Below are 23,883 nucleotides of genomic sequence, written 5' to 3' on the forward strand. Positions count from 1 at the left end.
ACATCGCCGGGCGACCGGCGACCGAGGCCGGCTCAGTGCGTGGCTTGAATGGCGCGCAGGCGCGAGAGCACCTGGTCGCGCAGCTCGTCGGGCGCCGTCTCTTTGCACGCCCGCGCCACCACATCGGTCAGCGTGCGCGCCACGAGGGCTTCGTCCTGGCATCCGGGGCAACTCTCGAGGTGCTCCCGGATGTCCTTCGCCTCGGTCTTGCAGACCTCGTTGCGCAGGTACTCCTCGAGGTCACGTCGCGCCTTGTCGCAGCCGCAGTCGCTCATTTCTTCTCTCCCGTCGCGGCCTTGATACCGCGCTCCTTGGCGTAATCCGACAGCAGGTCGCGCAGCAGCCGCCGGCCGCGGTGCAGACGGCTCATGACCGTACCGATCGGGGTTTTCATGATGTCGGCGATCTCCTGGTAGGCGAAGCCCTCGACGTCGGCGAGGTACACCGCCATCCGGAAATCCTCGGGGATCGACTGCAGCGCGTCTTTGACGACGGATGCCGGCATGTGGTCGATCGCTTCGGCCTCAGCCGAACGGGCGCTGCTCGCGGTGGTCGACTCGGCTCCGCCGAGCTGCCAGTCCTCGAGGTCGTCGATCGCGCTCTGGTAGGGCTCGCGCTGCTTCTTGCGGTACGTGTTGATGTACGTGTTCGTCAGGATGCGGTACAGCCACGCCTTGAGGTTCGTGCCCTGCGTGAACGTCGCCCACGAGCCGAAGGCCTTGACGAAGGTCTCCTGCACCAGATCGGCAGCGTCGGCGGGGTTGCGCGTCATGCGCATGGCCGCGGCGTAGAGCTGATCCATGAAGGGCAGGGCCTGCTCTTCGAACTGTGCGCGGGGCTCCGCCTGCGGGCCGGCGTCTGCGGTGTCGTTCATCGCGCGCCAGTCTACGTCGGGCGCGTCGACGACCACCGGGACGGCTGTCGCCGTGCGGTCGAGCTCGAGAAGTGCGGTCACGTGTCGTCCCCTTTCAGTAGGCTAGGAACCGATGACTCCCCTCGGGTATTCCCCTTCCGCAGACACTCCCCGTGGCGAATGGGACGCGCCCGTCGCACGGGGTGCGGTCGAGGCCACTGTCACCGTGCCCGGGTCGAAGTCGCTGACCAATCGCGAGCTCGTGCTCGCCGCCATCGCCGACGGGCCCGGCACGCTGCATGCACCGCTGCACTCCGACGACTCGGCGCGCATGATCGACTCCCTGCGCGCGCTCGGCGTCGGCATCGACGAGATCGAGACCGACTCGCCCTTCGGTCCCGATCTGCTCGTGACTCCCCCGTCGTCGTTCGCCGGCGACAGCACGGTCGACTGCGGCCAGGCCGGCACGGTCATGCGTTTCGTCGCCCCGCTGGCGGGATTCGCCCGTGGCGACGTGCACGTCACGGCCCACGAGAGCGCCCTGCACCGCCCGATGGGTGCGATGATTCGCGCCCTGCGCGATGTGGGCGTCGACATCGACGACGGCGGCCACTGGTCGCTCCCCTTCTCGGTGCGCGGGCACGGTCACGTCCGCGGCGGAGAGGTCGAGATCGACGCGAGCCAGTCGAGTCAGTTCGTCTCGGGCCTGCTGCTGGCCGCCCCCCGATTCGACGTCGGTCTGCACCTGCGCCACGTCGGCTCGCGCCTGCCGAGCGTTCCCCACATCGACATGACCGTCGAGGCCCTCGCCCACCGCGCCGTGCACGTCGAGCGCCCCGCGCCGGGCGAGTGGATCGTGCCGGCGGGGCCGGTGCGCGCGAAAGACGTCGCGATCGAGCCCGACCTCTCCAATGCAGCTCCCTTCCTGGCCGCCGCGATGGTCACGGGCGGCTCGGTCACGGTCACGGGATGGCCCCTGCACAGCACGCAGCCGGGTGCTCTGCTGGTCGACATCCTCGCCGAGATGGGCGCTCGCGTGAGCCGCCGCGGGGGCGCACTGACCGTTGCCGGCGGCGAAGACGGCATCGTCGGCGTCGAGCTCGACCTGTCGGCGGCCGGCGAACTGGCCCCCACGCTCTTCGGGCTCGCGGCCTTCGCCGACGGACCCTCCACGCTGCACGGCATCGGCCACATCCGCGGCCACGAGACCGACCGCATCGCGGCCCTCGTCGGCAACCTGCGCTCGCTCGGCGGCGAGGCGCACGAGCTCGACGACGGCATCCGCATCGTCCCCCGCCCGCTGCGCGCCGGCGAGTGGAAGGCCCACCACGACCACCGCCTGGCCACCACCGGCGCGCTGATCGGCCTGCGCGTGCCGGGCGTGCGCATCGACGACATCGGCACCACGGCCAAGACGCTCCCCCAGTTCGCCGCCCTGTGGCAGGCCATGCTGGGCGCGGATGCGACGGGCGACTGAGTGATGAGCTGGCTCGACGACGATGACGACGACGACCTGGAGTTCGACGAGTCGTCGATCCGGGTCCGCCCGAACCCCAAGGCCAACCGACCGCGCACGAAGCGTCGTCCCGCCCATGCCGACGCGCAGATCGCGCGGGTGCTCGGCGTCGACCGCGGCCGCTACACCGTGCTCGTCGACGAAGACGGCCCCGACGAGCGCCGTGTGCTCGCGACCCGCGCCCGCGAGTTGCGCAAGCAGCCCATCGTCAACGGCGACCGCGCCAAGGTCGTCGGCGACCTCTCCGGCGACGAGGGAACGCTCGGCCGCATCATCGGCCTCGAGGAGCGCACCTCGCTCCTGCGCCGCAGCGCCGACGACACCGATCAGGTCGAACGGGTCATCGTCGCCAACGCCGACCAGATGCTCGTCGTGGTGGCCGCGGCCGACCCCGAGCCGCGCGCGCGACTGGTCGACCGCTACCTCGTCGCAGCGCTCGACGCCGGCATCCGCCCCTTGCTCGTGGTGACCAAGACCGACCTCGCCGACCCGACCGAGTTCCTCGCGCACTTCGTCGGCATCGACCTGCGCGTGTTCACCAGCGCGCAGGGCGAGATGCCGCTCGACGAGATCGGCGAGGCCCTCGCGGGGCACTCCACGGTCTTCGTCGGGCACTCGGGCGTCGGCAAGTCGACGCTGGTGAACGCCCTCACGGGCTCTGAACGCGCGATCGGTCACGTCAACACGGTCACCGGTCGCGGGCGCCACACCTCGTCGTCGGCCGTCTCGCTGCGCTACCGCGGACCGGCCGGCAGCGGCTGGGTCATCGACACCCCGGGCGTGCGCTCGTTCGGCCTCGGCCACGTCGATCCCGCGCACGTGCTCGGCGCCTTCACCGACCTGGCCGCGGTGGCCGAGGAATGCCCCCGTGGCTGCACGCACCTGCCCGACGCCCCCGACTGCGCGATCATCGAGGCCGTCGAATCCGGCCGACTCGGACCCGGTGCCGCCGCGCGACTCGACTCGCTGCAGCGCCTGCTGACGACGTTCCAGGGCATCGAGCGTTCTAGGCTGGAGGGGTGACGAACCTCGAACCCGGCTCCGCCGCGCCCGACTTCACCCTGATGGACCAAGACGAGCACCCCGTATCGCTCAGCGATTTCCGCGGGCGCCGCGTCATCGTGTACTTCTACCCCGCGGCGCAGACGCCCGGGTGCACGACGCAGGCCTGCGACTTCCGTGACAGCCTCGCCTCGCTGCAGGGCGCCGGCTACACGGTGCTCGGCGTCTCGCGCGACACCCCCGAGAAGCTGCGCGCCTTCCGCGACAGCGACGGGCTCACCTTCCCGCTGCTGAGCGACCCCGACCACGCCGTGCACGAGGCCTACGGCGCATGGGGTGAGAAGCAGAACTACGGCAAAACCATCACCGGCGTGCTGCGCTCGACGTTCGTCATCGACGAAGAGGGCACCGTCGTCGAGGCCATGGTCAACGTCAAGGCCACCGGGCACGTCGCGCGACTGCGCAAGAAGCTCGGCGTCGACGCGGCCTGAGCCACGGCATCCGCAACCCCGCCCCGCGCCCGCGGTCGGCGGGGTTCCGTCGTTCTCAGACGTCGGTGTCGGCGTCGCGGCGGCGCGGTGCGGCACCACGAACGGCGAGGAAGAGCAGCACGAGGCCGACGATCGCGGGCAGCGCGATGAGAAGGGCCACGAAGGGGGCGGCCCACTCCCCCGTGATCGCACCGATCGCGACCGACAGGATGAGCAGCTGCGTCACGATGCCGCCCGAGCGCCCGGCCGACACGTCTCGCGCGGTCGCCACGGCGAATCCGGCGACCGCCACGGCACCGATCACGGTCAGCACGATGAGCGCGATCGAGCTCACGGCGGAGTCGGTGTCGCCGCCGATGAGGGCGACCGTCTGCCATCCGGCGAGGGCCAGGATGCCGAGGGCTTCGAGGCCCAGGAGTGCGGCTGCCGCGAGACGAACGGGCATCGGGAATGGCCTCCTCGACGCGCAGCTCCGCGCCGTTACGTTCCGGAAACCTCGCGGTTACCTCTTGATCAGGCGGAATCGCTATGGGAGCATAGAACAAGCCGTGTGCTCCCACAGCGAAGTGGGGCGAGCAATCGCTCGCGTTCCCACCAGGGTACCGGACCCGAATCCCGGTGCCGAATCGTCTGAAATTTCTGTTACAAGGAGCACCTCTATGGATTGGCGCGACAAAGCAGCCTGCCTGACCGTCGACCCCGAACTGTTCTTCCCGGTCGGCAACACCGGCCCCGCGGTCGATCAGATCGAGAAGGCCAAATCGGTCTGCGCACGCTGCACCGTCACCGAGGTCTGCCTGCAGTACGCCCTCGAGTCCGGTCAGGACTCGGGCGTGTGGGGCGGCCTGAGCGAAGACGAGCGTCGCGCGCTCAAGCGCCGCGCCGCCCGCGCCCGCCGCGCCTCCTGATGACAGCGTCTTCGGCAGAAGCCCGCCCCCCGGGGCGGGCTTCTCCGCGTTTCGGGGCCCTCGAGAATTCGTCTCGGGTCCGGGCGCCGTCCCGCGCGGAAAGCGCCGGCACGCGGCATTCGGAATCGGAACGGATGCCGCGGGGCTCAGGCCGACGCGCCGCCGATGTAGCGCAGCGGAATCTCGATCGTGACCTCGGTGCCGCTGCCCATGAGGGTGTGCCAGTCGATCGTGCCGCCGAGCTCTCCCTGGATGAGGGTGCGGACGATCTGCGTGCCCAGACCGCGACCGACCTGCCCCTCGGGGAGGCCGACGCCGGTGTCGCGCACGCTGACCTCGAGCATCTCGCCGTTGCGCTCCGCGGCGATCTCGACGTCGCCCTCCTGACCGGCGAGCCCGTGCTCGACGGCGTTGGTCACCAGCTCCGTGAGGGCGAGCGCGAGAGGCGTCGCGAACTGGCTCGGCAGCGTGCCGAACTGACCGGTCGTGCGCGTGCGGGCGCGGGTGTTCGGGGCGGCGGCGACCTCGGCGACCAGCTTGAGCACGCGCGCGAAGACGTCGTCGAAGTCGACGTTCTGGGCGAGCCCCTCCGACAGGGTGTCGTGCACGACGGCGATCGCCGAGACGCGGCGCATCGCCTGGGTGAGGGCGTCGCGCGCCTCGTCGGAGTGGGTGCGACGCGCCTGGATGCGCAGCAGCGAGGCGACCGTCTGCAGGTTGTTCTTGACGCGGTGGTGGATCTCGCGGATCGTCGCGTCTTTGGTGATGAGCTCCTGCTCCTGGTGGCGGATCTCGGTGACGTCGCGGCTCAGCACGATCGCGCCGATGCGCGTGCCGCGATCGCGCAGCGGAATGGTACGCAGCGACACCTGCACGCCCCGTGCTTCCATATCGGCACGCCACGGTGCGCGCCCGCTCACGACCACCGGCAGCGACTCGTCGACGTCCTGCCGCTTGGCCGGGAGGATGCGTGCCGTCACCTCGGCGAGCGACTCGCCCTCGAGCTCGTCGTCGAAGCCCATGCGGTTGAACGCTGAGAGGGCGTTGGGGCTGGCGAAGGTCGTGATGCCGTCGACGTCGAGACGGATCAGCCCGTCCGAGGCGCGCGGGGCTCCGCGACGCGGTGCGGTGGGGGCGGCGAGGTCGGGGAACTCCGCCGACGAGATCATGCCGAACAGGTCGTCGGCGCAGTCGTTGAAGGTGATCTGCTGACGCGAGGGGGTGCGCGTCTCACCGAGGTTGGTGTGGCGGGTGAGCACGCCGACCGTGGTGACGGCGTGGCCCTCGCGCGACAACTCGCGCACGATCGGCACCGCGCGCACGCGCGTGGGCGTCTCTTCGAACCAGTCGGGCGATGCGGAGTCGACGATGCGTCCACTCTGGAAGGCGTCGCGCACCTGGGTGCGCCACTGCGGTCGCACGCGGTCTCCGACGATGTCGCGGTAGAACAGCGTCGCCGCTCCCCCGGGCCGGGTGTGCGCCACCGCGACGAACGAATCGTCGGGGGTGGGAACCCAGATGACGATGTCGGCGAACGCGAGGTCGGCGAGCAACTGCCCGTCACCCGCGAGCCGGTGCAGCCACTCGACGTCCGCCTCGCTGGAGCGGCCCTGGGCGTAGACGAGTTCACTCAGTGTCGACACCGTCTCAGTCAACCACGCCGGGTCCACGGCGTGTGCCGACCGCGCGGGCCCGCGCGGCGCTGAGATTCAACCCTCGGGCGATGGTTTTCACCCGCCACGGCCGGGCGCCGCACCTCTCACGCATGTATACATGTACATGACGGACTTCGCACGCCGTCGTCACCGATCGTCACTCCCCCACGACGGGCGGTCGGTCCGGCCCCGGGGCACGGCGGGCCCAGCCCCGGGGCACGGCCGTCCAAGAGGCGCATGGGTCGCAGGTGAACTCCCCCGTCCCCCAGAACGGGGGACAAGGCGAGCGGCGAGACCTGGCCGGGTCAGGGTGGGAGCGGTTCTGCCGGCTTCCTCCGCGCGGCGGTCGACCCCCTCCCGAACCCCGTGCGCCGCGGATTCTCCCCATTCCGCGCGCTGTGGCGTGTCGTCCACAGATGACCCCGGCGACGTCGTCGCCCCGCGCGGGTCGCCTACTGTCGGCACCACCCCCCGCTCGCTGCCGCACCACAGCCCGGAGGAAATCCATGTCACCGAAGCCCGCAGCTCGCCTCACCCCGACCGCTCCATCCGACCCCGACTTCTTCGATCGGCAGCGCACCCCGACCGCCCAGCTTCCGCCACCGGCGGTGTTCACGCGAAACGTCGCGCGCGGGGCGTTCGAGGTCCTCGCCGGGGTGCGCCGAGCGGAGCAGCTCACGCGCTGGATGTCCGAAGACGTGCTCGATCGCCTCTGTACCATCAAGAACCTGTCGGCCCGCGCGCGCAGCGCCCGGCGCGTGCTCAGTCTCTACGACGTCTACGAGGTGCAGCGCGTGCGCCTCTCCTCCCCCGGCGACGGCATCATCGAAGCCACCGTGACGGCCTCTGCGCGGGCGCGCACCCGCGCCCTGGCCATGCGGATCGAGGGCCTCGACGGACGGTGGCGCGTCACCTCGCTCGGCATGATGTGACCCGTCGCGGCGACCGGTCCGCCACCGGCGAGCTCCGCAGCCGTGCGGTCGGACCGGTCGGCGCTGCGGCGGGGCCTCGACCGCCCGAACCGACGCCGACGGGCCGGGCGCGGGGCCAGATCGACGCCGTGGGTCGACGGGCTCACGGCATCCGGGGTCACAGCATGCGGGTCACGGCATCCGCGTCGCGGCATGCGGGGCACCCCAACCGCGTTACGGCATGCGGGTCACCCCGTCCGCGTCACGACATCCGCGTCACGGCCGCCAGGTCGAGAGGAAGTTGCCGAGCCGCTCGATGGCGTCGCTGATGACCCGCGCCTCGGGGAGCGTGACGATGCGCACGTGGTCGGTCGCCGGCCAGTTGAAGCCCGAGCCCTGCACCAGCAGCACGTGCTCGGCGACCAGGAAGTCGCGCACGAACTTGCCGTCGTCGGGGATCTCGTACACGTCGGGATCGAAGCGCGGGAAGGCGTAGAGCGCGCCGCGCGGCATGACGCACGAGACACCCGGAATGGCCTCGAGGCCCTCCCACGCGGCATCCCGCTGCTCGTGGAGACGACCCGACGGGGCGATGAGCGCGTCGATCGACTGCACCCCCGACAGCGCCGCCTGCACCGCGAACTGCGCGGGGACGTTGGGGCACAGGCGCGTCGAGGCCAGCAGATTGATGCCGTGCAGGAAGCCCTGCGCGTGGTCCTTGGGGCCCGTGATCGCGAGCCACCCCGAACGGTAGCCAGCGACGCGGTAGGTCTTGGACAGGCCGTTGAAGGTCAGGCACAGCAGGTCGGGGGCGATCGTCGCCATCGGGATGTGCACGGCCCCGTCGAACAGGATGCGGTCGTAGATCTCGTCCGACAGCAGCAGCAGCGAGTGCTCGCGCGCGATCGCCGCGATCCCCTCGAGCACCTCGCGCGAGTAGACCGCGCCGGTGGGGTTGTTCGGGTTGATGACCACGATCGCTTTGGTGCGCGGGGTCACCTTCGACCGGATGTCCTCCAGGTCGGGCTGCCACTCGCGCGCCTCGTCGCACAGGTAGTGCACGGGGGTTCCGCCGCCGAGGCTCGTCATGGCCGTCCACAGCGGGTAGTCGGGGGCGGGGATGAGCACCTCGTCGCCCTCGTCGAGCAGCGCCTGCATGGTCATCGTGATGAGCTCGGACACGCCGTTGCCCAGGAACACGTGGTCGGGGTCGAGGTGCGGGAAGCCGGGCTCCTGCTCGTAGCGCGACACGATCGCACGACGGGCCGACAGGATGCCGCGGCTGTCGCTGTAGCCGTGCGCGTTGGGCACAGACGCGATCATGTCGCGCACGATCTGGTGCGGGGCCTCGAAGCCGAAGATGGCGGGGTTACCGGTGTTGAGCTTGAGGATCGCGTGCCCCTCGGCCTCCAGACGATCGGCCTCGACGAGGGCCTCTCCGCGGATCTCGTAGAGGACGTCCTTCAGCTTCGATGACTGGTCGAGGGGGCGCAGCGGGCTCATCGGTTCAGGATATCCCCGCCTCTTCGGAGCCAATCGACACCCGGTGGCCCGCCCGCGGCGGAACCGTCGTGCGAATCCGGCGCCCGACACGCCGTCCCGAGCGGGTTCCCCCCGGCGCGCCGTGCCCGCGATCCGCTCGACGGCGGTCCGCCGCACCCGAGTCCGGAAACGCCGGATGCCGCGTCCGGGTGGGACGCGGCATCCGGGGATCCGTCTTACTTCTTCTTCGCGGCGCGGCGATCGGCGCGGTTGCCCGACGCGGCCTGCTCGGGAGCGTCAGTGCGCTGCCCGAACGCGCCGCGAGCGGCGGCGGGCGCCTCGGCGGCGGGAGCGGCGGCCGGCTGAGCCGCCTGGCGCAGGCGGTTGGTCGCCGCCTGCTGCACCTGACCGCGGTCGTTGCGCACCTCGACCTCGCCGGCGTCGTTCGCGGCGGAGTACTCCAGGCGCTGGGTCTCGACGGGGGTGGGCGCCAGGCCCTTCGCCTCGACCTGGGCCGCGGGCTCGCCCTCGACCTCGCGCACCTCGACCTCGAGGTTGTAGAGGAAGCCGACCGACTCCTCCTTGATCTGCCCCATCATCGACTGGAACATCTGGTAGCCCTCGCGCTGGTACTCGATGAGCGGGTCGCGCTGGGCCATGGCGCGCAGGCCGATGCCGTCCTTGAGGTAGTCCATCTCGTACAGGTGCTCGCGCCAGCGGCGGTCGAGCACCTGCAGCACCACGCGGCGCTCGAGCTCGCGCAGCGCTTGGGCGCCGAGGGCCTTCTCGCGGTTCTCGTACGCGATGCGGGCGTCGGAGATGATCTCGCGTTTGAGCCCCTCGGGCGTGATGCGGCCCTTACTGCCACCCGCCTCGGCCACGACCTCGTCGATCGTGACGCTCACCGGGTACATGGTCTTCAGCTCGGTCCACAGGGCGTCGAAGTCCCACGACTCGGTGTGACCCGAGCCGGTGTGGTCGTCGATGACGGCCGTGATGGCGTCTTCGATGAAGTGCTGCACGCGGTCGGCGATGTCGTCGCCCTGGAGCATGTGACGGCGGTCGGCATAGATCGCCTCGCGCTGGCGGTTCAGCACGTCGTCGTACTTCAGGACGTTCTTGCGCATCTCGGCGTTGCGCGCCTCGACCTGCGACTGCGCGCTCTTGATCGCGCGCGAGACGAGGCCCGACTCGATGGCGACGTCGTCGGGGAAGTTGGTCCGCGCGAGGATGGCCTCGGCCGCCCCCGACTGGAACAGGCGCATGAGGTCGTCGGTGAGCGACAGGTAGAAGCGGCTCTCGCCGGGGTCGCCCTGACGGCCGGAGCGACCGCGCAGCTGGTTGTCGATGCGGCGCGACTCGTGGCGCTCGGTGCCGAGCACGTAGAGGCCACCGGCCTCGACGACCTTCGCGGCCTCTTCGGCGACGACGTCGCGCATGCCCTGGTAGACCGAGTCCCACTCGGACTCGTAGGCCTCGGGCGTCTCGACGGGGTCGAGGTTCTTCGCCTTCATCTCCTGCACGGCGAGGAACTCAGCGTTTCCGCCGAGCATGATGTCGGTTCCACGACCGGCCATGTTGGTGGCGACGGTGACGGCGCCCAGGCGACCGGCGCGGGCGACGATTTCGGCCTCGCGCGCGTGGTTCTTCGCGTTGAGCACCTCGTGGCGCACGCCCTTCTTCGCGAGCAGGCGCGAGAGGTACTCGCTCTTCTCGACGCTCGTGGTGCCCACGAGGACGGGCTGGCCCTTCTCGTGGCGCTCGACGATGTCTTCGACGACCTGCGCGAACTTGGCCGTCTCGTTCTTGTAGACGAGGTCGGACTGGTCCTTGCGGATCATCGGCTTGTTCGTGGGGATGGGCACCACGCCGAGCTTGTAGGTCGACATGAACTCGGCCGCCTCGGTCTCGGCGGTACCGGTCATGCCCGAGAGCTTCTCGTACAGGCGGAAGTAGTTCTGCAGCGTGACGGTGGCCAGGGTCTGGTTCTCGGCCTTGACCGGCACGTTCTCCTTCGCCTCGATGGCCTGGTGGATGCCCTCGTTGTAGCGACGGCCCACGAGGATGCGACCGGTGTGCTCGTCGACGATCATGACCTCGTCGTTCATGACGACGTAGTCGGTGTCGCGCTTGAACAGCGCGATCGCCTTGATCGAGTTGTTGAGGAACGAGATCAGCGGGGTGTTGGCCGACTCGTACAGGTTGTCGATGCCGAGGTAGTCCTCGACCTTCTCGATGCCGGGCTCGAGCACGCCGATCGTGCGCTTCTTCTCGTCGACCTCGTAGTCGACTCCGGCCTCGAGGGTGCGGGCGAGCTTGGCGAATTCCGCGAACCAGCGGTTGGCTTCACCGGATGCCGGGCCCGAGATGATCAGCGGGGTGCGGGCTTCGTCGATGAGGATCGAGTCGACCTCGTCGACGATCGCGTAGAAGTGACCGCGCTGCACGAGGTCTTCCTTGCGCCAGGCCATGTTGTCGCGCAGGTAGTCGAAGCCGAACTCGTTGTTCGTGCCGTAGCTGATGTCGGCCTCGTACTGCTGGCGGCGCACCTCGGGGGTCTGACCGGCCACGACGGTGCCCGTGGTCATGCCCAGCGCGCGGTAGACGCGACCCATCAGCTCGGACTGGTAGCTCGCGAGGAAGTCGTTGACCGTGATGACGTGCACACCCTGGCCCGCGATCGCGTTGAGGTAGGCCGGTAGGGCCGCGGTCAGCGTCTTGCCCTCACCGGTCTTCATCTCGGCGATGTTGCCGAGGTGCAGGGCCGCGCCGCCCATGATCTGCACGTCGTAGGGACGCTGACCGAGCGTGCGCTTGGCCGCCTCGCGCACGGCGGCGAACGCCTCGGGCATGAGCTGGTCGAGCGTCTCGCCGGCTTCGTAGCGGGCGCGCAGCTCGACGGTCTCATTGCGCAGCTCGTCGTCGGTGAGCTGCTCGTAGTCCTCTTCGAGCGCTCCGGTCGCCTTCACGACGCCCTGCAGTCGGCGCAGGATGCGGCCCTCGCCGGCGCGCAGCAGTTTCTCGAGCGGATTGGCCACGAGCATCTCCATCTGGTCGGGTGCGGCGTCCGTACGGACACCGGCCTGCGAACAGGCATACATCGCCCATGTTATCCGTGTTACCCGTTCGTGACCTGCGAGCAGGCCGCAATCCGAAAGAGCCGCTCGCGCCCGCAGCGAACACACGGCTGGGTGCGCGAAACGGCGGCTTAGGATCGAGCCATGGCCGGTTTCTGGGGCAAGAGGAAGCGCGAAGAACAAGACGCGGCGGATGCCGACCTGGCACGCCGAGCGGAACTGGCGATCGTCGCGGCCGACGAACGTGTGCGCCTCACCTCGGATGAGCTCGACTTCGCCCGTGCCGAGCTCGGAGACAAGGCCACGGAAGACCTCGCGGCGGCCCTCGACTCCGTGCGGACGCACCTCGCCGAGGCGTTCCAGCTGCATCAGCTGAACCACGACGAGATCCCCGACACCAAAGAAGAGCTGCGCACGCGCAACGCGCGCATCATCCAGCTCTCGCAGTGGGCCGAAGACCTGCTCGAAGAGCGCACCCAGGTGCTGCAGCCCAAGATCGACGCCGTGCGACGCGCCCCCGAGATCCTCGCGCGCGTCCGCGCCGACCGCGACCGCCTCGCCGAACGCATCCCGAACGCCCGCGAGGTCGTGGATCGCCTCTCGCGGCGCTACAGCGACTCCGCCCTCTCGCAGATCGGCGGCAACCCGGAGGAGATCGAGCAGCTGCTCGACTTCGCCGTGCACACCGCCTCGGTCTCCGAGCGTCGTCGCGACGCCGGCCAGCGCGAGCAGGCGTCCGTCGCCCTCGAGGCCGCGACCGAGGCCGTGCGCCGGGCCGAATCTCTCCTCGACGCCGTGGACACCTTCGAGATCGAGGCGCTGCGCGCCGAGTCGACCCTCGCCGCCGTCGTCGACGACTCGCGCAACGACCTCGTCGAAGCGCGACGCGGCCCGCAGACCCCCGTCGTCACCCAGGCGATGGCGACACTGCAGCAGGCGTTGACGGCCCTGCCGGCATCCGGAACGCGGAGCGACCCCTTCGCGGCCCTGTCGTCGCTGCGCCAGGCCAACGCCGACCTCGACCGCGCGCGCGAGCGCGCCGCCCGGCCGGTGCCCTCGCAAGATCAGGTCGACCACGCGATCGACGACGCCGATCGGCAGATCGCCGTCGCGCGCGGCCTCATCACCGGCCACCGCGGCTGGATCGGGGCCGACGCCCGCACGCGCTTCGTCGAGGCGGAGCGTCTGCGCGCCGGACTCCCCCTCGGCCCCATCTCCGAAGACGACCGCGAGACGGCCCTCGCCACCGCGCGTCGCGCCGGCTCCCTGGCATCCGAGGCCCTGCAGATCGCCCAGCGCGACATCGAGCAGTCACGCCCCGACGACTGGGGCGGCAACGGCTACGGCCGGGGCGGCGGCTACGGCCGCGGGGGCGGCATGGGCGGCGGCAACATGGTCGGCGGCATGCTCGGCGGCCTCGTCATCGGATCGCTCCTCGGCGACATCTTCGACGGCTGACCCGGCCACTCCCCCCGTCAGACCACTTCCGTGGCGCGCAGGAGCACGACCCGTTCGGGGAACGAACCCGGCAGATGCAGCCCCGCCGCGGCAAGCGCCCGCCCGCTCATCGTCACACCGGCCCCGTCGGCGTACCACGGTGGGTCGGCGCGGCCCGGGTCGGGTGTGCCGACGACCACCGGCGCGACCCGGTAGGTCTTTTCGGCGTCCAGGCCCGGCAGGGTGAAGCGGCCGCGCGGAGACACCGTCGGACGAGTCAGGAACACGAGGAAGACGAGTGCCTCCGAGCAATCGGCAGCCACGACGGCCGTGACCTGGAACGAGGGGTCGATCTCCTCCGCCCGAGCGATCTCGCCCGTGTGGAGAAGGGCGCGATGGTCGCGGTAGAAGCGGATCCACTCGGCGAGGTCGGCATTCTCCTGCGGGGTCGCCTGCGCCAGATCCCACTCGATGCCGAAATGGCCCAAGAGCGCGGTGGCCGCCCGGAACGACAGCGGATGTGACCGGCCGGTCGTGTGGTTGACGCTCGAACCGATGTGGGAACCGAGCAGCTCGGCCGGAAGCAGTTGAAGGGTCCACCGCATCATCTGCTGCCGTTCGAGGGGATCGATGCAGTCACTCACCCACACGCGATCGGTGCGCTCGATGACGCCGAGGTCGACGCGACCGCCGCCGGACGAGCAGGACTCGATCTCCAGACCGGGGAACCGGCGACGCAGCTCGTCCATCAGACGGTAAGCCGCGAGTGTCTGCGCGTGCACGCCCGGCTTCCCCGCCGGGGCGGTGCCGGCATCGATGAGGTCACGGTTGTGATCCCACTTGATGTACGAGATGTCGTGGGCGGCGAGGACCGCCGTCATCGCGTCGAGGACGTATCGATACGCCTCGTCGATGCCGAGGTTGAGCACCTGCTGGCCGCGTCCGCGGACGGGCAGCCGCCCGCCCGTCTGCATGATCCACTCGGGGTGCGCCCGGGCCAGGGCGCTGTCCTCGTTGACCATCTCGGGTTCGAACCACAGCCCGAACTGCATCCCCAGCGACGTCACCCGATCCACGAGCGGGGTCAGGCCGTCGGGCCAGAGGCCGACATCCACCGTCCAATCCCCGAGCCCGCTCGTGTCGTCCCTCCGCCCGGTGAACCAGCCGTCGTCGAGCACGTACCGCTCCACCCCGATCGCGGCGGCGCGGTCGGCGAGGTCGAGGAGCCGATCGAGATCGTGATCGAAGTAGACGGCCTCCCACACGTTCAGGGTCACCGGCCGGGGCGTCGCCGGGTGCGTCGGGCGCCCGCGCAGGAACCGGTGGAAACGATGAGCCTGCTCATCGAGTCCCGCACCGTAGGCCGCGTAGACCCACGGTGATCGGTACCTCTCGCCCCGGTCGAGCCCGACCTCGCCCGGGAGCAGCAGCTCACCGCCCCCGATCACCTGCGCCCCCGCCGACAACCGCTCGGCGTAGTGACGGTGGTTGCCGCTGAAACCGACGTGGACGCCCCAGACCTCGCCGGCGCCGAAACCGAATCCCGTCTCGCCGACGGTGAGCACCGTCGCCGCATCCGGACCCGTGCGGCCCTTGCGGCCCTCGCGATCGTGGATGCCGACGACGAGCTCGCGACGCTGCGGGATGCGCTCCTTGCTCCATCGTCCGGCGAAGTCGAGGATCTCCCGAGCCCGCACCGGGATCGGGAACGCCAGCGCGATCCCGTCGACGCTGTACACGCCCGCCCCGATGTTCTCCAGCTCTGCGCGGGCGCGCAGCAGTCCGCTCGCCGCCAGCTCGATGTCGAGCTCGAGGCGCAGACCCGCGGTCTCGTCGGCGGCGGCCACCGTCACGACGGCCGGGCCGGCCTCGACGAGACGTCCATCGCGACGGAGGGGATCCCCCTCAGCCGCGACCGCGACGGAGACGACGGTGAACTTCGGCGACCAGTCCGCACCTGCGCGATGCCCCGTCACTCCGGGCCTGCCCTCCCACCCGGCATGGTGCTCGGGGAGCATCGCGACGCGCACGGGCTCGTCCACGACGTTTCCCGATGCCGGTTCGATCGCCGCCAGGCGCAGGGCGTCGGCCTCGACCTCGCTCAGCCGGCCGAGACCCGCCCCCCAGTGCAGGATCGCCGGCAGGCGCCCCTCGGTGAGGTCGAGAAGAACGCTCACCCCGCCCGCAGCGAGATGGAGAATCGTGTCCGCGGGGATCAGCTCGGCGCTCCCGTGCATGCTCACGCGGACGCCCGAGCGGAGGGCGAGCGGGGGCCGCGCAGGCGCAGCGTCACGAGCTCGAAGGGCCGGAGGTCCAGCTCGATCGCCCGGTCAGAGGTCGACGAAACCCCCGTCCCGGGCAGTGCCCGCTCGAGCAGATCCGTCGCCTCCACCGCATCCCACTCGATGGAGGTGGTCAGGGTCGCGCTCACGCGGTCACCATGGGCCTCGTAGAGGCGCACCACGAGATCTCCGCTGTCGTCCTCGGCGAGCTTGACCGCCTCGATCACGACCGCGGGGTGCGACACGGCGACGAGCGCGGGCACGGCCGCACCACGCAACGGGCGCATCGGCAGGCTCTGGCGATATCCGTCCACGACCGCGTCCGGAATGCCACCCGGCCGGAGGCTGACGGTGAACTCGTGACGACCCTGGTCGGCGCCCGGGTCGGGGTATCGCGGTGCGCGAAGGAGGGACAGCCGCGCGACGACCATCGGCCGACCGGACGGCGCCTGAAGCGTGCGCAGGTCGTGGCCGTAGACCACGTCGTTCGCGATGGCGACACCCCACGACGGCTCGCCGACATGGACCCATCGGTGGGCCACGGTCTCGAAGCGGGCCGAGTCCCAGGACGTGTTGCGGTGGATGGCCCGATGCAGATGGCCGTACTGGATCTCAGAGGCCGCGCGGTCGGCGCGCAGATCGAGCGGGAACGCCAGTTTGAGCAGCTTCTGGGACTCGTGCCAGTCGATGTCGAACGACAGGTCCACGCGCCCCTCGCGAACGCGCACACGGACGTCGATGCGCGAGGCGCCGAACCGGTGCCGGATGAAGACCGCGTCGCCGTCGATCCGGACGTCGACCGGATCCGTCAGCGCGCGGCCGGAGCGCTGATCCTCCTCATTGATGTCCCACGCGTCCCACTCACGCGGGGTGTCGCGCAGCACGTGCAGGACGCCCCCGGGGACGCCGTCGGGAAGGACCTCACGTCCGACGACGAGGTCGCGGATGGAGGTGAATGCTCCCCGACGATCGACGACCACGCGGAGGGTGTCGTCCTGGAGGACGAAGACGTCGCCGTCGGCGGCGGGCACGACGGGCTCGACCGGGCGGGACGGCCCGATCGACATCGCCTCGACGCCGTCGCGGAGGTACGGGCCCGCGTTGGCGCTGAGCTGAGCGTCTCCCCCCGTCGCGAGCGACGCGAGCGACGCGGCGATGATCTTCTCGAGGACCTCGGCCACGCGCGCGTACGCGACCTCGGCCTCCTGATGGACCCAGGCGATCGAGGTCCCCGGGAGGATGTCGTGGAACTGCAGCAGCAGTACCTGCCGCCAGGCGTCGCGCAGTTCCCGCGCGGGATAGGGGGTCCCCCGGAGGATCGCCGCCGTCGCCGCCCACAACTCCGCCTGCCGCAGCAGCGCCTCGCTGTGGCGGTTGCCCCGCTTCGTCTTCTGCTGCGAGACGAGCGTGCCGCGATGCAGTTCGAGGTACATCTCACCCACCCAGACGGGCGGAGAGGCGAGTTCGGCCTCCGCGGCCGCGAAGAACGACTGCGGATCGCGCAGGAAGACCCGGGGCGAACCCTCGAGGTCGCGTTTGCGATGAGCCTGGGCCAGCATCTCGCGAGTGGGCCCTCCCCCTCCGTCCCCCCAGCCGAACAGCCCCAGAACCTCGCGGGCCCGACCCTTCTCGCTGAAGACGCGCTCCGTGCGGGCGAGATCCGCGGCCCCGAGATCGGAGTTGTACGTCTCGGCGGGCGGAAGATGCGTGAACAGGCGGGACCCGTCGATCCCTTCCCAGTGGAACGTCGAGTAGGGAATGCGGTTCGTCTCGTTCCACGACGGCTTCTGCGTCACGAACGACCGGGCACCGGCCGCGCGGGCGATCTGCGGCAGGGCGGCGCTGTACCCGAACGAGTCGGGCAGCCACACCTCGGCACTGTCTACCCCGAACTCCTCGAGGAAGAACGCCTTGCCCTGCACGAACTGTCGAGCGAGCGACTCGCCGCTGGGCATGTTGGTGTCGGATTCGACCCACATCCCCCCGACCGGGCGGAAGCGACCGGCGGCCACGGCCGAGCGGACCCGCTCGAACAGTTCCGGCTGACTCTGCTTCAACCAGAGGTACTGCTGTGCCGACGACGCGGCGAAGACGAAGTCGGGGTCGCGATCGATGAGGTCGACGACGTTCGCGAACGTGCGCGCGACCTTGCGGACGGTCTCGCGAGTCGGCCACAACCACGCCGAATCGATGTGCGCGTGTCCCACGGCGCTCACGCGCAGCGCGCTGCCCGGCGCCGTCATCGCGAGCGCGGGGGCCAGGACCTCGCGCCCGCTCTGCGCCGTCGCCGAGACGTCGTCGGGATCCATGACGTCGACCATGCGCTCCAGCGCATGCACGATGTCGGCGCGGCGCGCCGTCTCGGGGGGCAGGGTCTGAACCAGTCCCTCGAGGGCGATGACGTCCTGCAGCAGTTCCCACACGACGACATCGCGGCGAACGAGCTCGAGACGGACGAGGCGGTAGTGCTCGTCGTCGCCGGCCGTCGCAGGATCGCCCAGCGACGTCGGTTCGTACTCGTAGGGCACCTGGATGGTCGGGTTGGCCGCGGCTTCCAGCAGCAGCCGGAACGAGCCCGCGTGTGGGAGGGGCACCCACGCGTTGCGGGGTTCGATGGCTTTCACGATCGTGCCGTCGGGGCGGTAGGCGGTCGCTTCCGCCTGGAACCCGGGCTGCTCCTCGACGAATCCGAGGTCGACCAGCAGCTCGGCCTCGTCGACCGGCCACTCGGCGGGGACCTCTCCGCGCACGTCGAACCACACCGTGTCCCACGGCCGCCCCCACGACGCGCCCAGGGCGATCGGCTCGAACTCCTGCACCGCCGCGGTCGCGAAGGGGACGGGCTCCCCGCCGACCCTCCATGCCCGGATCTCCACCGGACGGGTATCGCGGTGAACGGCCGGCGCGAGGCGGAAGCGGGTGAAACGCCGCACCCTCTGCATCGCGAGCGTCTCGGCATCCAATCTCACCCGCCCGTTGGGGTTCTCCTCGGCTGTCACGCGCCGTTCTCCCGCGGCGCGATCAGCTCACGGGTGTAGTAATCGACGAGGCCGTCGGGCGAGCCGAGCACCGGCCGGTCGAACTCCCCGGTCAGGTACATGGGCGTGACGAGGTACGACTCGCGCTCGCGAGAGGAGTACGCCCACTTCACGCCGTTCGCGATCACGCGCTGCACGTCGGGATGGTGGTAGACGGGGTAGATCTCGTCGCCGGGGCTGAAGTAGAAGACCTTGCCGTATCCGCGGCGATAGGTGATGCCGCTGCGGAACACCTCGCCGCCGGAGAAGCTGCTGATGAACACCAGCTCATCGGGTTCGGGGATGTCGAAGAACTCGCCGTACATCTCCTGCCCCGGGATGACGAGCGGCTGCGGGACGCCCTCGGCGATCGGATGCCGCGGCGACACCGTCCAGACGAGCTCGCTGTCGGCGTCGTTGCGCCACCGCAGGCTGCACGTCGTCCCCATGAGCCGACGGAAGATCTTGGAGTGGTGCCCCGAGTGCAGGACGATGATGCCCATCCCCTCGAGGACGTGCTTCTGGATGCGGTCCACGACCTCGTCCGCGACCTCCTCGTGGGCGGTGTGGCCCCACCAGAGCAGTACATCGGTCTCGGCGAGCAGTTCCTCCGTCATCCCGTGCTCGGCGTCGTCGAGCACGCGCGTGGTCACGGTGACCTCCTCGCCCAGCAGACCCGTGATGCCGGCCGCGATGGTGCTGTGCATCCCGTCGGGATAGATGCCGCGGACGACCTCGTTGATCTGCTCGTGGCGGTTCTCACCCCACACGACGACGCGGATGGCCTTCTTCGGCAGGGTGGGAGTGGTCATCGAGCGCCTCCAGACGCGATCATGGCCGGGGCTGACCCCCAGGCCGGTGTGGTGATGCCGTCGGCGGCGCTCGTCCACGACCGCAGAAGGTCGCGGATGTCATCGTGCTCCTCGGCGGCGATGGCGAGCGCGAGCGACTCCTCGATCAGGTCGTCGAGCACGACCTTCTCGCCGCCGCGGTCGCTGCTGCGGATCGCGCCCTCGACCATCGCGAGGGTGCGGACGTTCGCGCGCACTTCGTTCTGCGGGGTGCGACCCGACCGCAGGGACGCGACGAATTCCTTCAGGGACCCCTCGATGCCTTCGCTGTCGCTGCGCACCTCGACCTCGACGCCGACCGTGTCGGTCTCGACGAGGGCATCCCCGTCCCAGTGCGTGGCGCCGTGCTCGGCGTAGACCCGCCAGTCGGCGTTCCACGACGTCTGCAGTCCGGGCGTCGCGCGGCTCCCCGAGTAGACGAATCGCGCGCCCGAGGCCAGCTCGAAGGTGGCCGTGGCGGCCGCGTCACCGGCGAACCAGCTCCACGACGGGTTCCAGGAGTCGCAGCGCACGCTGACCGGTTCGTCGGCGCTGAGGTAACGCAGCATGTCGAAGTGGTGCACCGACATGTCGACCAGCAGAGGGTGCGCCATCTGCTCGCGGAAGCCGGGCTCGTGGTCCTCGTGGAAGAACTGCGCGTGCACGGCCCCGATCGGACCGAGCGCGCCCACCACGTCGCGGAACGCCGCGAGGTGGTCGAAGTAGCGTCGCGACTGGCTGACCATGAGCAGCTGCCCCGTCGCGTCGGCGAGTGCGACCTGGCGCAATGCCTCGGCGACCGTCGGGGCGAGCGGCTTCTCGCACAGGACGGGGAGCCCCGCGCGCATCGCCTGCTCGTTCACGACCCGATGCGCCTGCGGCACCGTGACGTTGACGACGGCTCGGGCACCGGATCGCTCGACGACGTCGACGAGGGATGCGCCGACGACCGCGTCGAGGCCGATCCCCGCGACGGTCTCGCGCGCGAGGTCGACGTCGAGATCGACGACGCCGACGGCGCGGGCGTGCGGCGAGCGCGACAGCATCCGCAACCACTCCCCACCCATCGCTCCGGCACCGACGACCACGACGGGTAGACGCATCGACTCGGACATCTCCGTCATCCCTTCAACGCTCCGCCGAGGCTCGACTTGAGCAGGTTCTTGCGCACCAGCATGTACAGCACGGCGGGGGGCAGGACATAGACCACGGCGCTCGCGGCCAGCAGGCCCCAGTCGACGATGTTGCGCTCGCTGAAGGCGCGGAACAGTCCGATCGCGAGCGGGTAGAGCTCCTGGTTCTGCAGGAGCACGAGCGGGGTGAGGAAGTCGCCCCACGAACCCATGAACATGAGCATGGCCGCCGCGCCCAGTCCGGGTCCCATGAGCGGGAGGACGATGCGCCGAGCACCCTGGAGGCGGGTGTTGCCGTCGGTCCAGGCCGCTTCCTCGAGCTCCATCGGGACCGCGTCGACGGTGCCCTTCATCAACCAGAGGGTCACCGGCAGTCCACTGACCGCCTGCACGATGATGAGCCCGTGCAGGGTGTTGGCCAATCCCAGGTTGACCATGATCAAGTACAGCGCCACGATCGTCGCCGGCGCCGGGATGACGCGGATCAGCAGGATGCTGAACATGAAGAACCGTCGTCCGCGAAAGGCGAACCGCGACAAGGCGTAGCCTCCGGCGATCCCGAGGACGAGGTTCAACGCCGTCGACGAGATCGCGATGATCAGACTGTTCACCAGAAGCAGGGGCGTTCCGGATGCCGTGAAGAAGCGCACGAAGTTCTCGAACGAGAGCGCCGGCCATTGGACCGTCGCGCCCGCATCGGCGTCGACGGCGCTGAACACGACCCACGCGAACGGGACGAGGCAGAACAGTGCCAGCACGACGATCAGCGCGTAGCCGATGCATCTCTGCAGGACGTCGACGGGACCGAGACGACGTCGACGTTCGACGTGCGCGGAAGCCGCGACGCGGCTGTCGATGGCGGTCATGTCACACCTCTACCTTCGCCAGGCGCACGTATGTGAAGCCCAGCACGACGACGATGACGAGCAGGATGATCGACGCGGCGCTGCCGATGCCGATCTGCGAGAACTGCAGGGCCCGCTCGTAGATGTAGATGGCGGCGATGCGCGTCTGACCGCCGGGGCCACCTCGGGTGAGGAAGTACACGAGACCGAACACGCCGACGGTGCTGATGGTCGTGAGCAGCAGGTAGAGGAAGACCGGACCGCGGATGAGCGGAAGGGTGACGTGCCGAAACACCTGGACGGCGCTGGCCCCATCGACGCGGGCGGCTTCGATCAGCTCAGCAGGGACGTCCTCGAGGGCGGCCTGGAACATGATCATGGCGAAGGCCAGACCACGCCAGATGTTGACGAGGATGATGGCGAGCATCGGCGCCGTCTGCAACCACGCGGTGGGCTCGGAGCCGAACACCGCGGTGAGCCGGTTCAGCGTCCCCTCCGGGCTGGTCGCCAGCACGCTGGCCCAGGTGAGCGAGGCGACGACCTCCGGAACGACCATCGGCATGAGCAGCGCGGCCCCGAAGAAGCCCTTGCCGCGGATCCACGGCCGACTCAACAGGATCGCGGCGACCATTCCGAGCACCGTTTGCCCGACGATCGCCGACCAGAAGAGGAAGGTGCCGGTCTGCCCCAGGGAGCCGAGGAAGTCGGTGCTGCCGAGCAGGTACGCGTAGTTGTCGAACCCCACGAACTTCGGATTTCGCGCCGCGAACCCCGTCAACTGCGTGTTGGTGAGGCTGAGCCAGATGCCGTACACGGCCGGCAGCACGATGAACAGCACGATCAGGACGGCCGAGGGGCCCAGCAGAAGGAGGACCAGCGGCCATGTGCGGGCGCGCCGGCGCCGCGGCGCAGGCGGCTGCTCAGCCGTCTGCACCGCGGCGGGGACGTCGACGATCGACGTCACTGCTTCACCAGGCTCGGTCCGAGCAGGTCGGTGGCGTCCTTCTTGAAGGCCTCGTAGGCCTGCTTGCCGTCGGCCTGACCGCTCAGGATCAGCTCGGTCGCGGTGGCGACCGCCTGGCTGATCTGGTCGGCGCCGTCGCCGGTCACCACGAAGACGCTGTTCGAGAGGTCTTCACCGGCCTGCAGCAGCTGCGGCTCGCCGGAGTAGGGGGCCACGTCGTCGAGGTCGTCGCGGGCGGACGCCGCTCCCGAGGCCACGAGCTGCTCGGCCAGCGGCTTGCCGCTGGAGAGGTACTTGATGAACTCGAAGGCCGCGGCCTTCTTGTCGGAGTCGGCGGAGATCGCGTAACCGCCACCGGTGCTGCTCCAGCCGTAGGGCTGGTCGCCGTCGCGCAGACCCGGCCACTGCCACGTCGAGACCTTCTCGGTGAGGCCGTCGATGGGGGTGGCACCGTCGGGGCCCCAGTCGAACTTCCATCCCCACGTGCCCTGAGCCGAGACCTGGATGTCGCCCGCGGGGAACTTGACGTACTTCGTCGGCTCCCACGGGTTCGGGTTCTGCAGATCCTGGACCGGCATGAGGCCCTTCTGCACGAGCTCGGCGTAGAGCTCGAAGACGGCGAGCCAGCCGGGGGTGTCGAGATCCCACGTCGCCGTCTCGCTGTCGTAGTACCCGGTGTCGGTCCCGCCGAGCAGAGGCTGGAAGCCCTCGCCCCACGTTCCGCCACCCCAGGCCGTTCCGGCGGGGATGACGATGGGCGTCCCACCGGTGGCCGCCTTGACCTTCTCGAGGCGCGAGATCAGGTCGTCCCAGGTCTTGGGCTGCGTCGTGTCGACGCCGAGCTGCTCGAGCACGTCCTTGCGGTAGAAGAGGTTCAGCACGCCGGCGCCGGAGGGGAGGTTGTAGACCTGACCGTCCTGTCGGGTCATGGCCTCTTTGACGGCGGGGTAGTAGTGCTCCCAGCCCTCCCACTGGTCGAGGTAGGAATCGAGGGGCTCGAGGTAACCGGCCGACGACCACGCTATGGCCATGTTCTCGCCGATGTCGAGCACGTCGGGCGCCTGACCGGCGATGAGCTGCTGGGTGAGCTTGGTCTTCACCTGCTCGTCCGTCAGCACATCGGCGATGAGGTCGACCTTGATGTCCTTGCCCTGCTCCTTCATCGCGGCTTCGAAGCCCGGGATCTCCTTGGAGATCGCGTCGATGTTGGTCTGCTTGCTCTCCAGAATGCTGATCGTCACGGGGCCGTCCGTGCCGTCGCCGCTCGTGGCGTCTCCGGCGGAGCAGCCGGTGAGTCCCGCCGCGGTGACCACGGTGGCCGTGAACGCAGCAACGACGTATTTGCGCTTCATTGCGATGCCTCTCCTGGAAACACCCCGTCGGCTGCTTTGCCGAGCTGTCGGGTCCATCCCGTCTGCATGTTAGGACAATTGGAATGAGGTCGTCAACCGTCTCGGGCGACTTTGTACTAACATGACAT

The 23,883-nt window shown here is 69.8% G+C and carries 19 protein-coding genes; 6 read left to right on the plus strand and 13 right to left on the minus strand.

Annotated elements, in window-relative coordinates; genetic code table 11:
• Positions 1-32: 32 nt before the first annotated feature.
• Positions 33-275, minus strand: coding sequence for a zf-HC2 domain-containing protein (locus M3667_RS02195; RefSeq protein ID WP_251504411.1), 243 nt, complete (start codon positions 273-275; stop codon positions 33-35).
• Positions 272-874, minus strand: coding sequence for a sigma-70 family RNA polymerase sigma factor (locus M3667_RS02200; RefSeq protein WP_251505038.1), 603 nt, complete (start codon positions 872-874; stop codon positions 272-274). The genes M3667_RS02195 and M3667_RS02200 overlap by 4 nt, the downstream gene beginning before the upstream one ends.
• Positions 875-986: 112 nt before the next feature.
• Between M3667_RS02200 and aroA the strand changes: the two genes are divergently transcribed.
• From aroA to bcp, 3 genes are read left to right on the plus strand one after another with little or no spacing between them, the layout of a single operon-like run.
• Complete coding sequence (gene aroA / locus M3667_RS02205) at positions 987-2,330, plus strand: 3-phosphoshikimate 1-carboxyvinyltransferase (protein WP_251504414.1); 1,344 nt, start codon at positions 987-989, stop codon at positions 2,328-2,330.
• A gap of 3 nt (positions 2,331-2,333) precedes the next feature.
• A complete protein-coding gene (rsgA, locus tag M3667_RS02210) occupies positions 2,334-3,392 on the plus strand; it encodes a ribosome small subunit-dependent GTPase A (RefSeq protein WP_144828765.1) in 1,059 nt (352 codons plus the stop codon).
• Positions 3,389-3,862, plus strand: a complete 474-nt coding sequence (gene bcp / locus M3667_RS02215) for a thioredoxin-dependent thiol peroxidase (RefSeq protein ID WP_144828768.1) — start codon at positions 3,389-3,391, stop codon at positions 3,860-3,862. Before rsgA ends, bcp begins: the two co-directional genes overlap by 4 nt.
• Positions 3,863-3,917: 55 nt before the next feature.
• On the opposite strand, the gene M3667_RS02220 is transcribed toward bcp, so the two are convergent.
• On the minus strand, positions 3,918-4,307 hold the full coding sequence (locus tag M3667_RS02220; RefSeq protein ID WP_251504416.1) for a histidine kinase: 390 nt from the start codon (positions 4,305-4,307) through the stop codon (positions 3,918-3,920).
• 214 nt (positions 4,308-4,521) lie between these two features.
• Here M3667_RS02220 and M3667_RS02225 point away from each other — a divergent pair, with 214 nt between their 5' ends.
• On the plus strand, positions 4,522-4,770 hold the full coding sequence (locus M3667_RS02225; protein ID WP_013583608.1) for a WhiB family transcriptional regulator: 249 nt from the start codon (positions 4,522-4,524) through the stop codon (positions 4,768-4,770).
• A gap of 146 nt (positions 4,771-4,916) precedes the next feature.
• Here M3667_RS02225 and M3667_RS02230 read toward each other — a convergent pair whose 3' ends face one another.
• On the minus strand, positions 4,917-6,413 hold the full coding sequence (locus M3667_RS02230) for a sensor histidine kinase (protein ID WP_144828773.1): 1,497 nt from the start codon (positions 6,411-6,413) through the stop codon (positions 4,917-4,919).
• A gap of 518 nt (positions 6,414-6,931) precedes the next feature.
• On the opposite strand from M3667_RS02230, the gene M3667_RS02235 reads away from it, so the two are divergent.
• Positions 6,932-7,357 (plus strand): Rv3235 family protein, encoded by a 426-nt coding sequence (locus M3667_RS02235; RefSeq protein ID WP_251504420.1) that lies wholly within the window; start codon positions 6,932-6,934, stop codon positions 7,355-7,357.
• A 255-nt stretch (positions 7,358-7,612) separates the two neighbouring features.
• On the opposite strand, the gene M3667_RS02240 is transcribed toward M3667_RS02235, so the two are convergent.
• Both M3667_RS02240 and secA read right to left on the minus strand, forming a co-directional pair.
• Positions 7,613-8,839, minus strand: a complete 1,227-nt coding sequence (locus M3667_RS02240) for a pyridoxal phosphate-dependent aminotransferase (RefSeq protein ID WP_285837336.1) — start codon at positions 8,837-8,839, stop codon at positions 7,613-7,615.
• Between the two features lie 215 nt (positions 8,840-9,054).
• A complete protein-coding gene (gene secA / locus M3667_RS02245) occupies positions 9,055-11,856 on the minus strand; it encodes a preprotein translocase subunit SecA (protein WP_251505044.1) in 2,802 nt (933 codons plus the stop codon).
• 183 nt (positions 11,857-12,039) lie between these two features.
• Here secA and M3667_RS02250 point away from each other — a divergent pair, with 183 nt between their 5' ends.
• A complete protein-coding gene (locus M3667_RS02250) occupies positions 12,040-13,353 on the plus strand; it encodes a hypothetical protein (RefSeq protein WP_154096012.1) in 1,314 nt (437 codons plus the stop codon).
• A 17-nt stretch (positions 13,354-13,370) separates the two neighbouring features.
• Here M3667_RS02250 and M3667_RS02255 read toward each other — a convergent pair whose 3' ends face one another.
• The 7 genes from M3667_RS02255 to M3667_RS02285 form a co-directional block, all read right to left on the minus strand.
• Positions 13,371-15,509, minus strand: coding sequence for an alpha-galactosidase (locus M3667_RS02255; protein WP_308196420.1), 2,139 nt, complete (start codon positions 15,507-15,509; stop codon positions 13,371-13,373).
• 62 nt (positions 15,510-15,571) lie between these two features.
• Entirely contained in the window at positions 15,572-18,613 is a 3,042-nt protein-coding gene (locus M3667_RS02260; protein ID WP_308196421.1) for a glycoside hydrolase family 38 C-terminal domain-containing protein, read from the minus strand.
• Complete coding sequence (locus M3667_RS02265) at positions 18,610-19,443, minus strand: ThuA domain-containing protein (protein WP_144828785.1); 834 nt, start codon at positions 19,441-19,443, stop codon at positions 18,610-18,612. Before M3667_RS02265 ends, M3667_RS02260 begins: the two co-directional genes overlap by 4 nt.
• Complete coding sequence (locus tag M3667_RS02270; RefSeq protein WP_222123885.1) at positions 19,440-20,585, minus strand: Gfo/Idh/MocA family protein; 1,146 nt, start codon at positions 20,583-20,585, stop codon at positions 19,440-19,442. The genes M3667_RS02265 and M3667_RS02270 overlap by 4 nt, the downstream gene beginning before the upstream one ends.
• A complete protein-coding gene (locus M3667_RS02275; RefSeq protein WP_144828788.1) occupies positions 20,582-21,460 on the minus strand; it encodes a carbohydrate ABC transporter permease in 879 nt (292 codons plus the stop codon). Before M3667_RS02275 ends, M3667_RS02270 begins: the two co-directional genes overlap by 4 nt.
• Position 21,461: 1 nt before the next feature.
• Positions 21,462-22,403, minus strand: a complete 942-nt coding sequence (locus M3667_RS16940) for a carbohydrate ABC transporter permease (RefSeq protein WP_251504422.1) — start codon at positions 22,401-22,403, stop codon at positions 21,462-21,464.
• Positions 22,400-23,755, minus strand: coding sequence for an ABC transporter substrate-binding protein (locus M3667_RS02285; RefSeq protein ID WP_144828791.1), 1,356 nt, complete (start codon positions 23,753-23,755; stop codon positions 22,400-22,402). Before M3667_RS02285 ends, M3667_RS16940 begins: the two co-directional genes overlap by 4 nt.
• Positions 23,756-23,883: the final 128 nt, after the last annotated feature.

Origin of the sequence: Microbacterium sp. P26 (assembly GCF_023712585.1) — a bacterium.
Lineage (GTDB): Bacteria > Actinomycetota > Actinomycetes > Actinomycetales > Microbacteriaceae > Microbacterium > Microbacterium algihabitans_A.

Excerpts from the sequence above, each read along its gene's own strand:
- M3667_RS02225 (WP_013583608.1), top strand. The coding sequence starts at position 4,522 with ATGGATTGGCGCGACAAAGCAGCCTGCCTGACCGTCGACCCCGAACTG.
- M3667_RS02195 (WP_251504411.1), bottom strand. The coding sequence starts at position 275 with ATGAGCGACTGCGGCTGCGACAAGGCGCGACGTGACCTCGAGGAGTAC.
- rsgA (WP_144828765.1), top strand. The coding sequence starts at position 2,334 with ATGAGCTGGCTCGACGACGATGACGACGACGACCTGGAGTTCGACGAG.
- M3667_RS02265 (WP_144828785.1), bottom strand. The coding sequence starts at position 19,443 with ATGACCACTCCCACCCTGCCGAAGAAGGCCATCCGCGTCGTCGTGTGG.
- M3667_RS02200 (WP_251505038.1), bottom strand. The coding sequence starts at position 874 with ATGAACGACACCGCAGACGCCGGCCCGCAGGCGGAGCCCCGCGCACAG.
- M3667_RS02240 (WP_285837336.1), bottom strand. The coding sequence starts at position 8,839 with ATGAGCCCGCTGCGCCCCCTCGACCAGTCATCGAAGCTGAAGGACGTC.
- M3667_RS02220 (WP_251504416.1), bottom strand. The coding sequence starts at position 4,307 with ATGCCCGTTCGTCTCGCGGCAGCCGCACTCCTGGGCCTCGAAGCCCTC.
- M3667_RS02250 (WP_154096012.1), top strand. The coding sequence starts at position 12,040 with ATGGCCGGTTTCTGGGGCAAGAGGAAGCGCGAAGAACAAGACGCGGCG.
- aroA (WP_251504414.1), top strand. The coding sequence starts at position 987 with ATGACTCCCCTCGGGTATTCCCCTTCCGCAGACACTCCCCGTGGCGAA.
- M3667_RS02235 (WP_251504420.1), top strand. The coding sequence starts at position 6,932 with ATGTCACCGAAGCCCGCAGCTCGCCTCACCCCGACCGCTCCATCCGAC.
- M3667_RS02275 (WP_144828788.1), bottom strand. The coding sequence starts at position 21,460 with ATGACCGCCATCGACAGCCGCGTCGCGGCTTCCGCGCACGTCGAACGT.
- M3667_RS02270 (WP_222123885.1), bottom strand. The coding sequence starts at position 20,585 with ATGACGGAGATGTCCGAGTCGATGCGTCTACCCGTCGTGGTCGTCGGT.
- M3667_RS02285 (WP_144828791.1), bottom strand. The coding sequence starts at position 23,755 with ATGAAGCGCAAATACGTCGTTGCTGCGTTCACGGCCACCGTGGTCACC.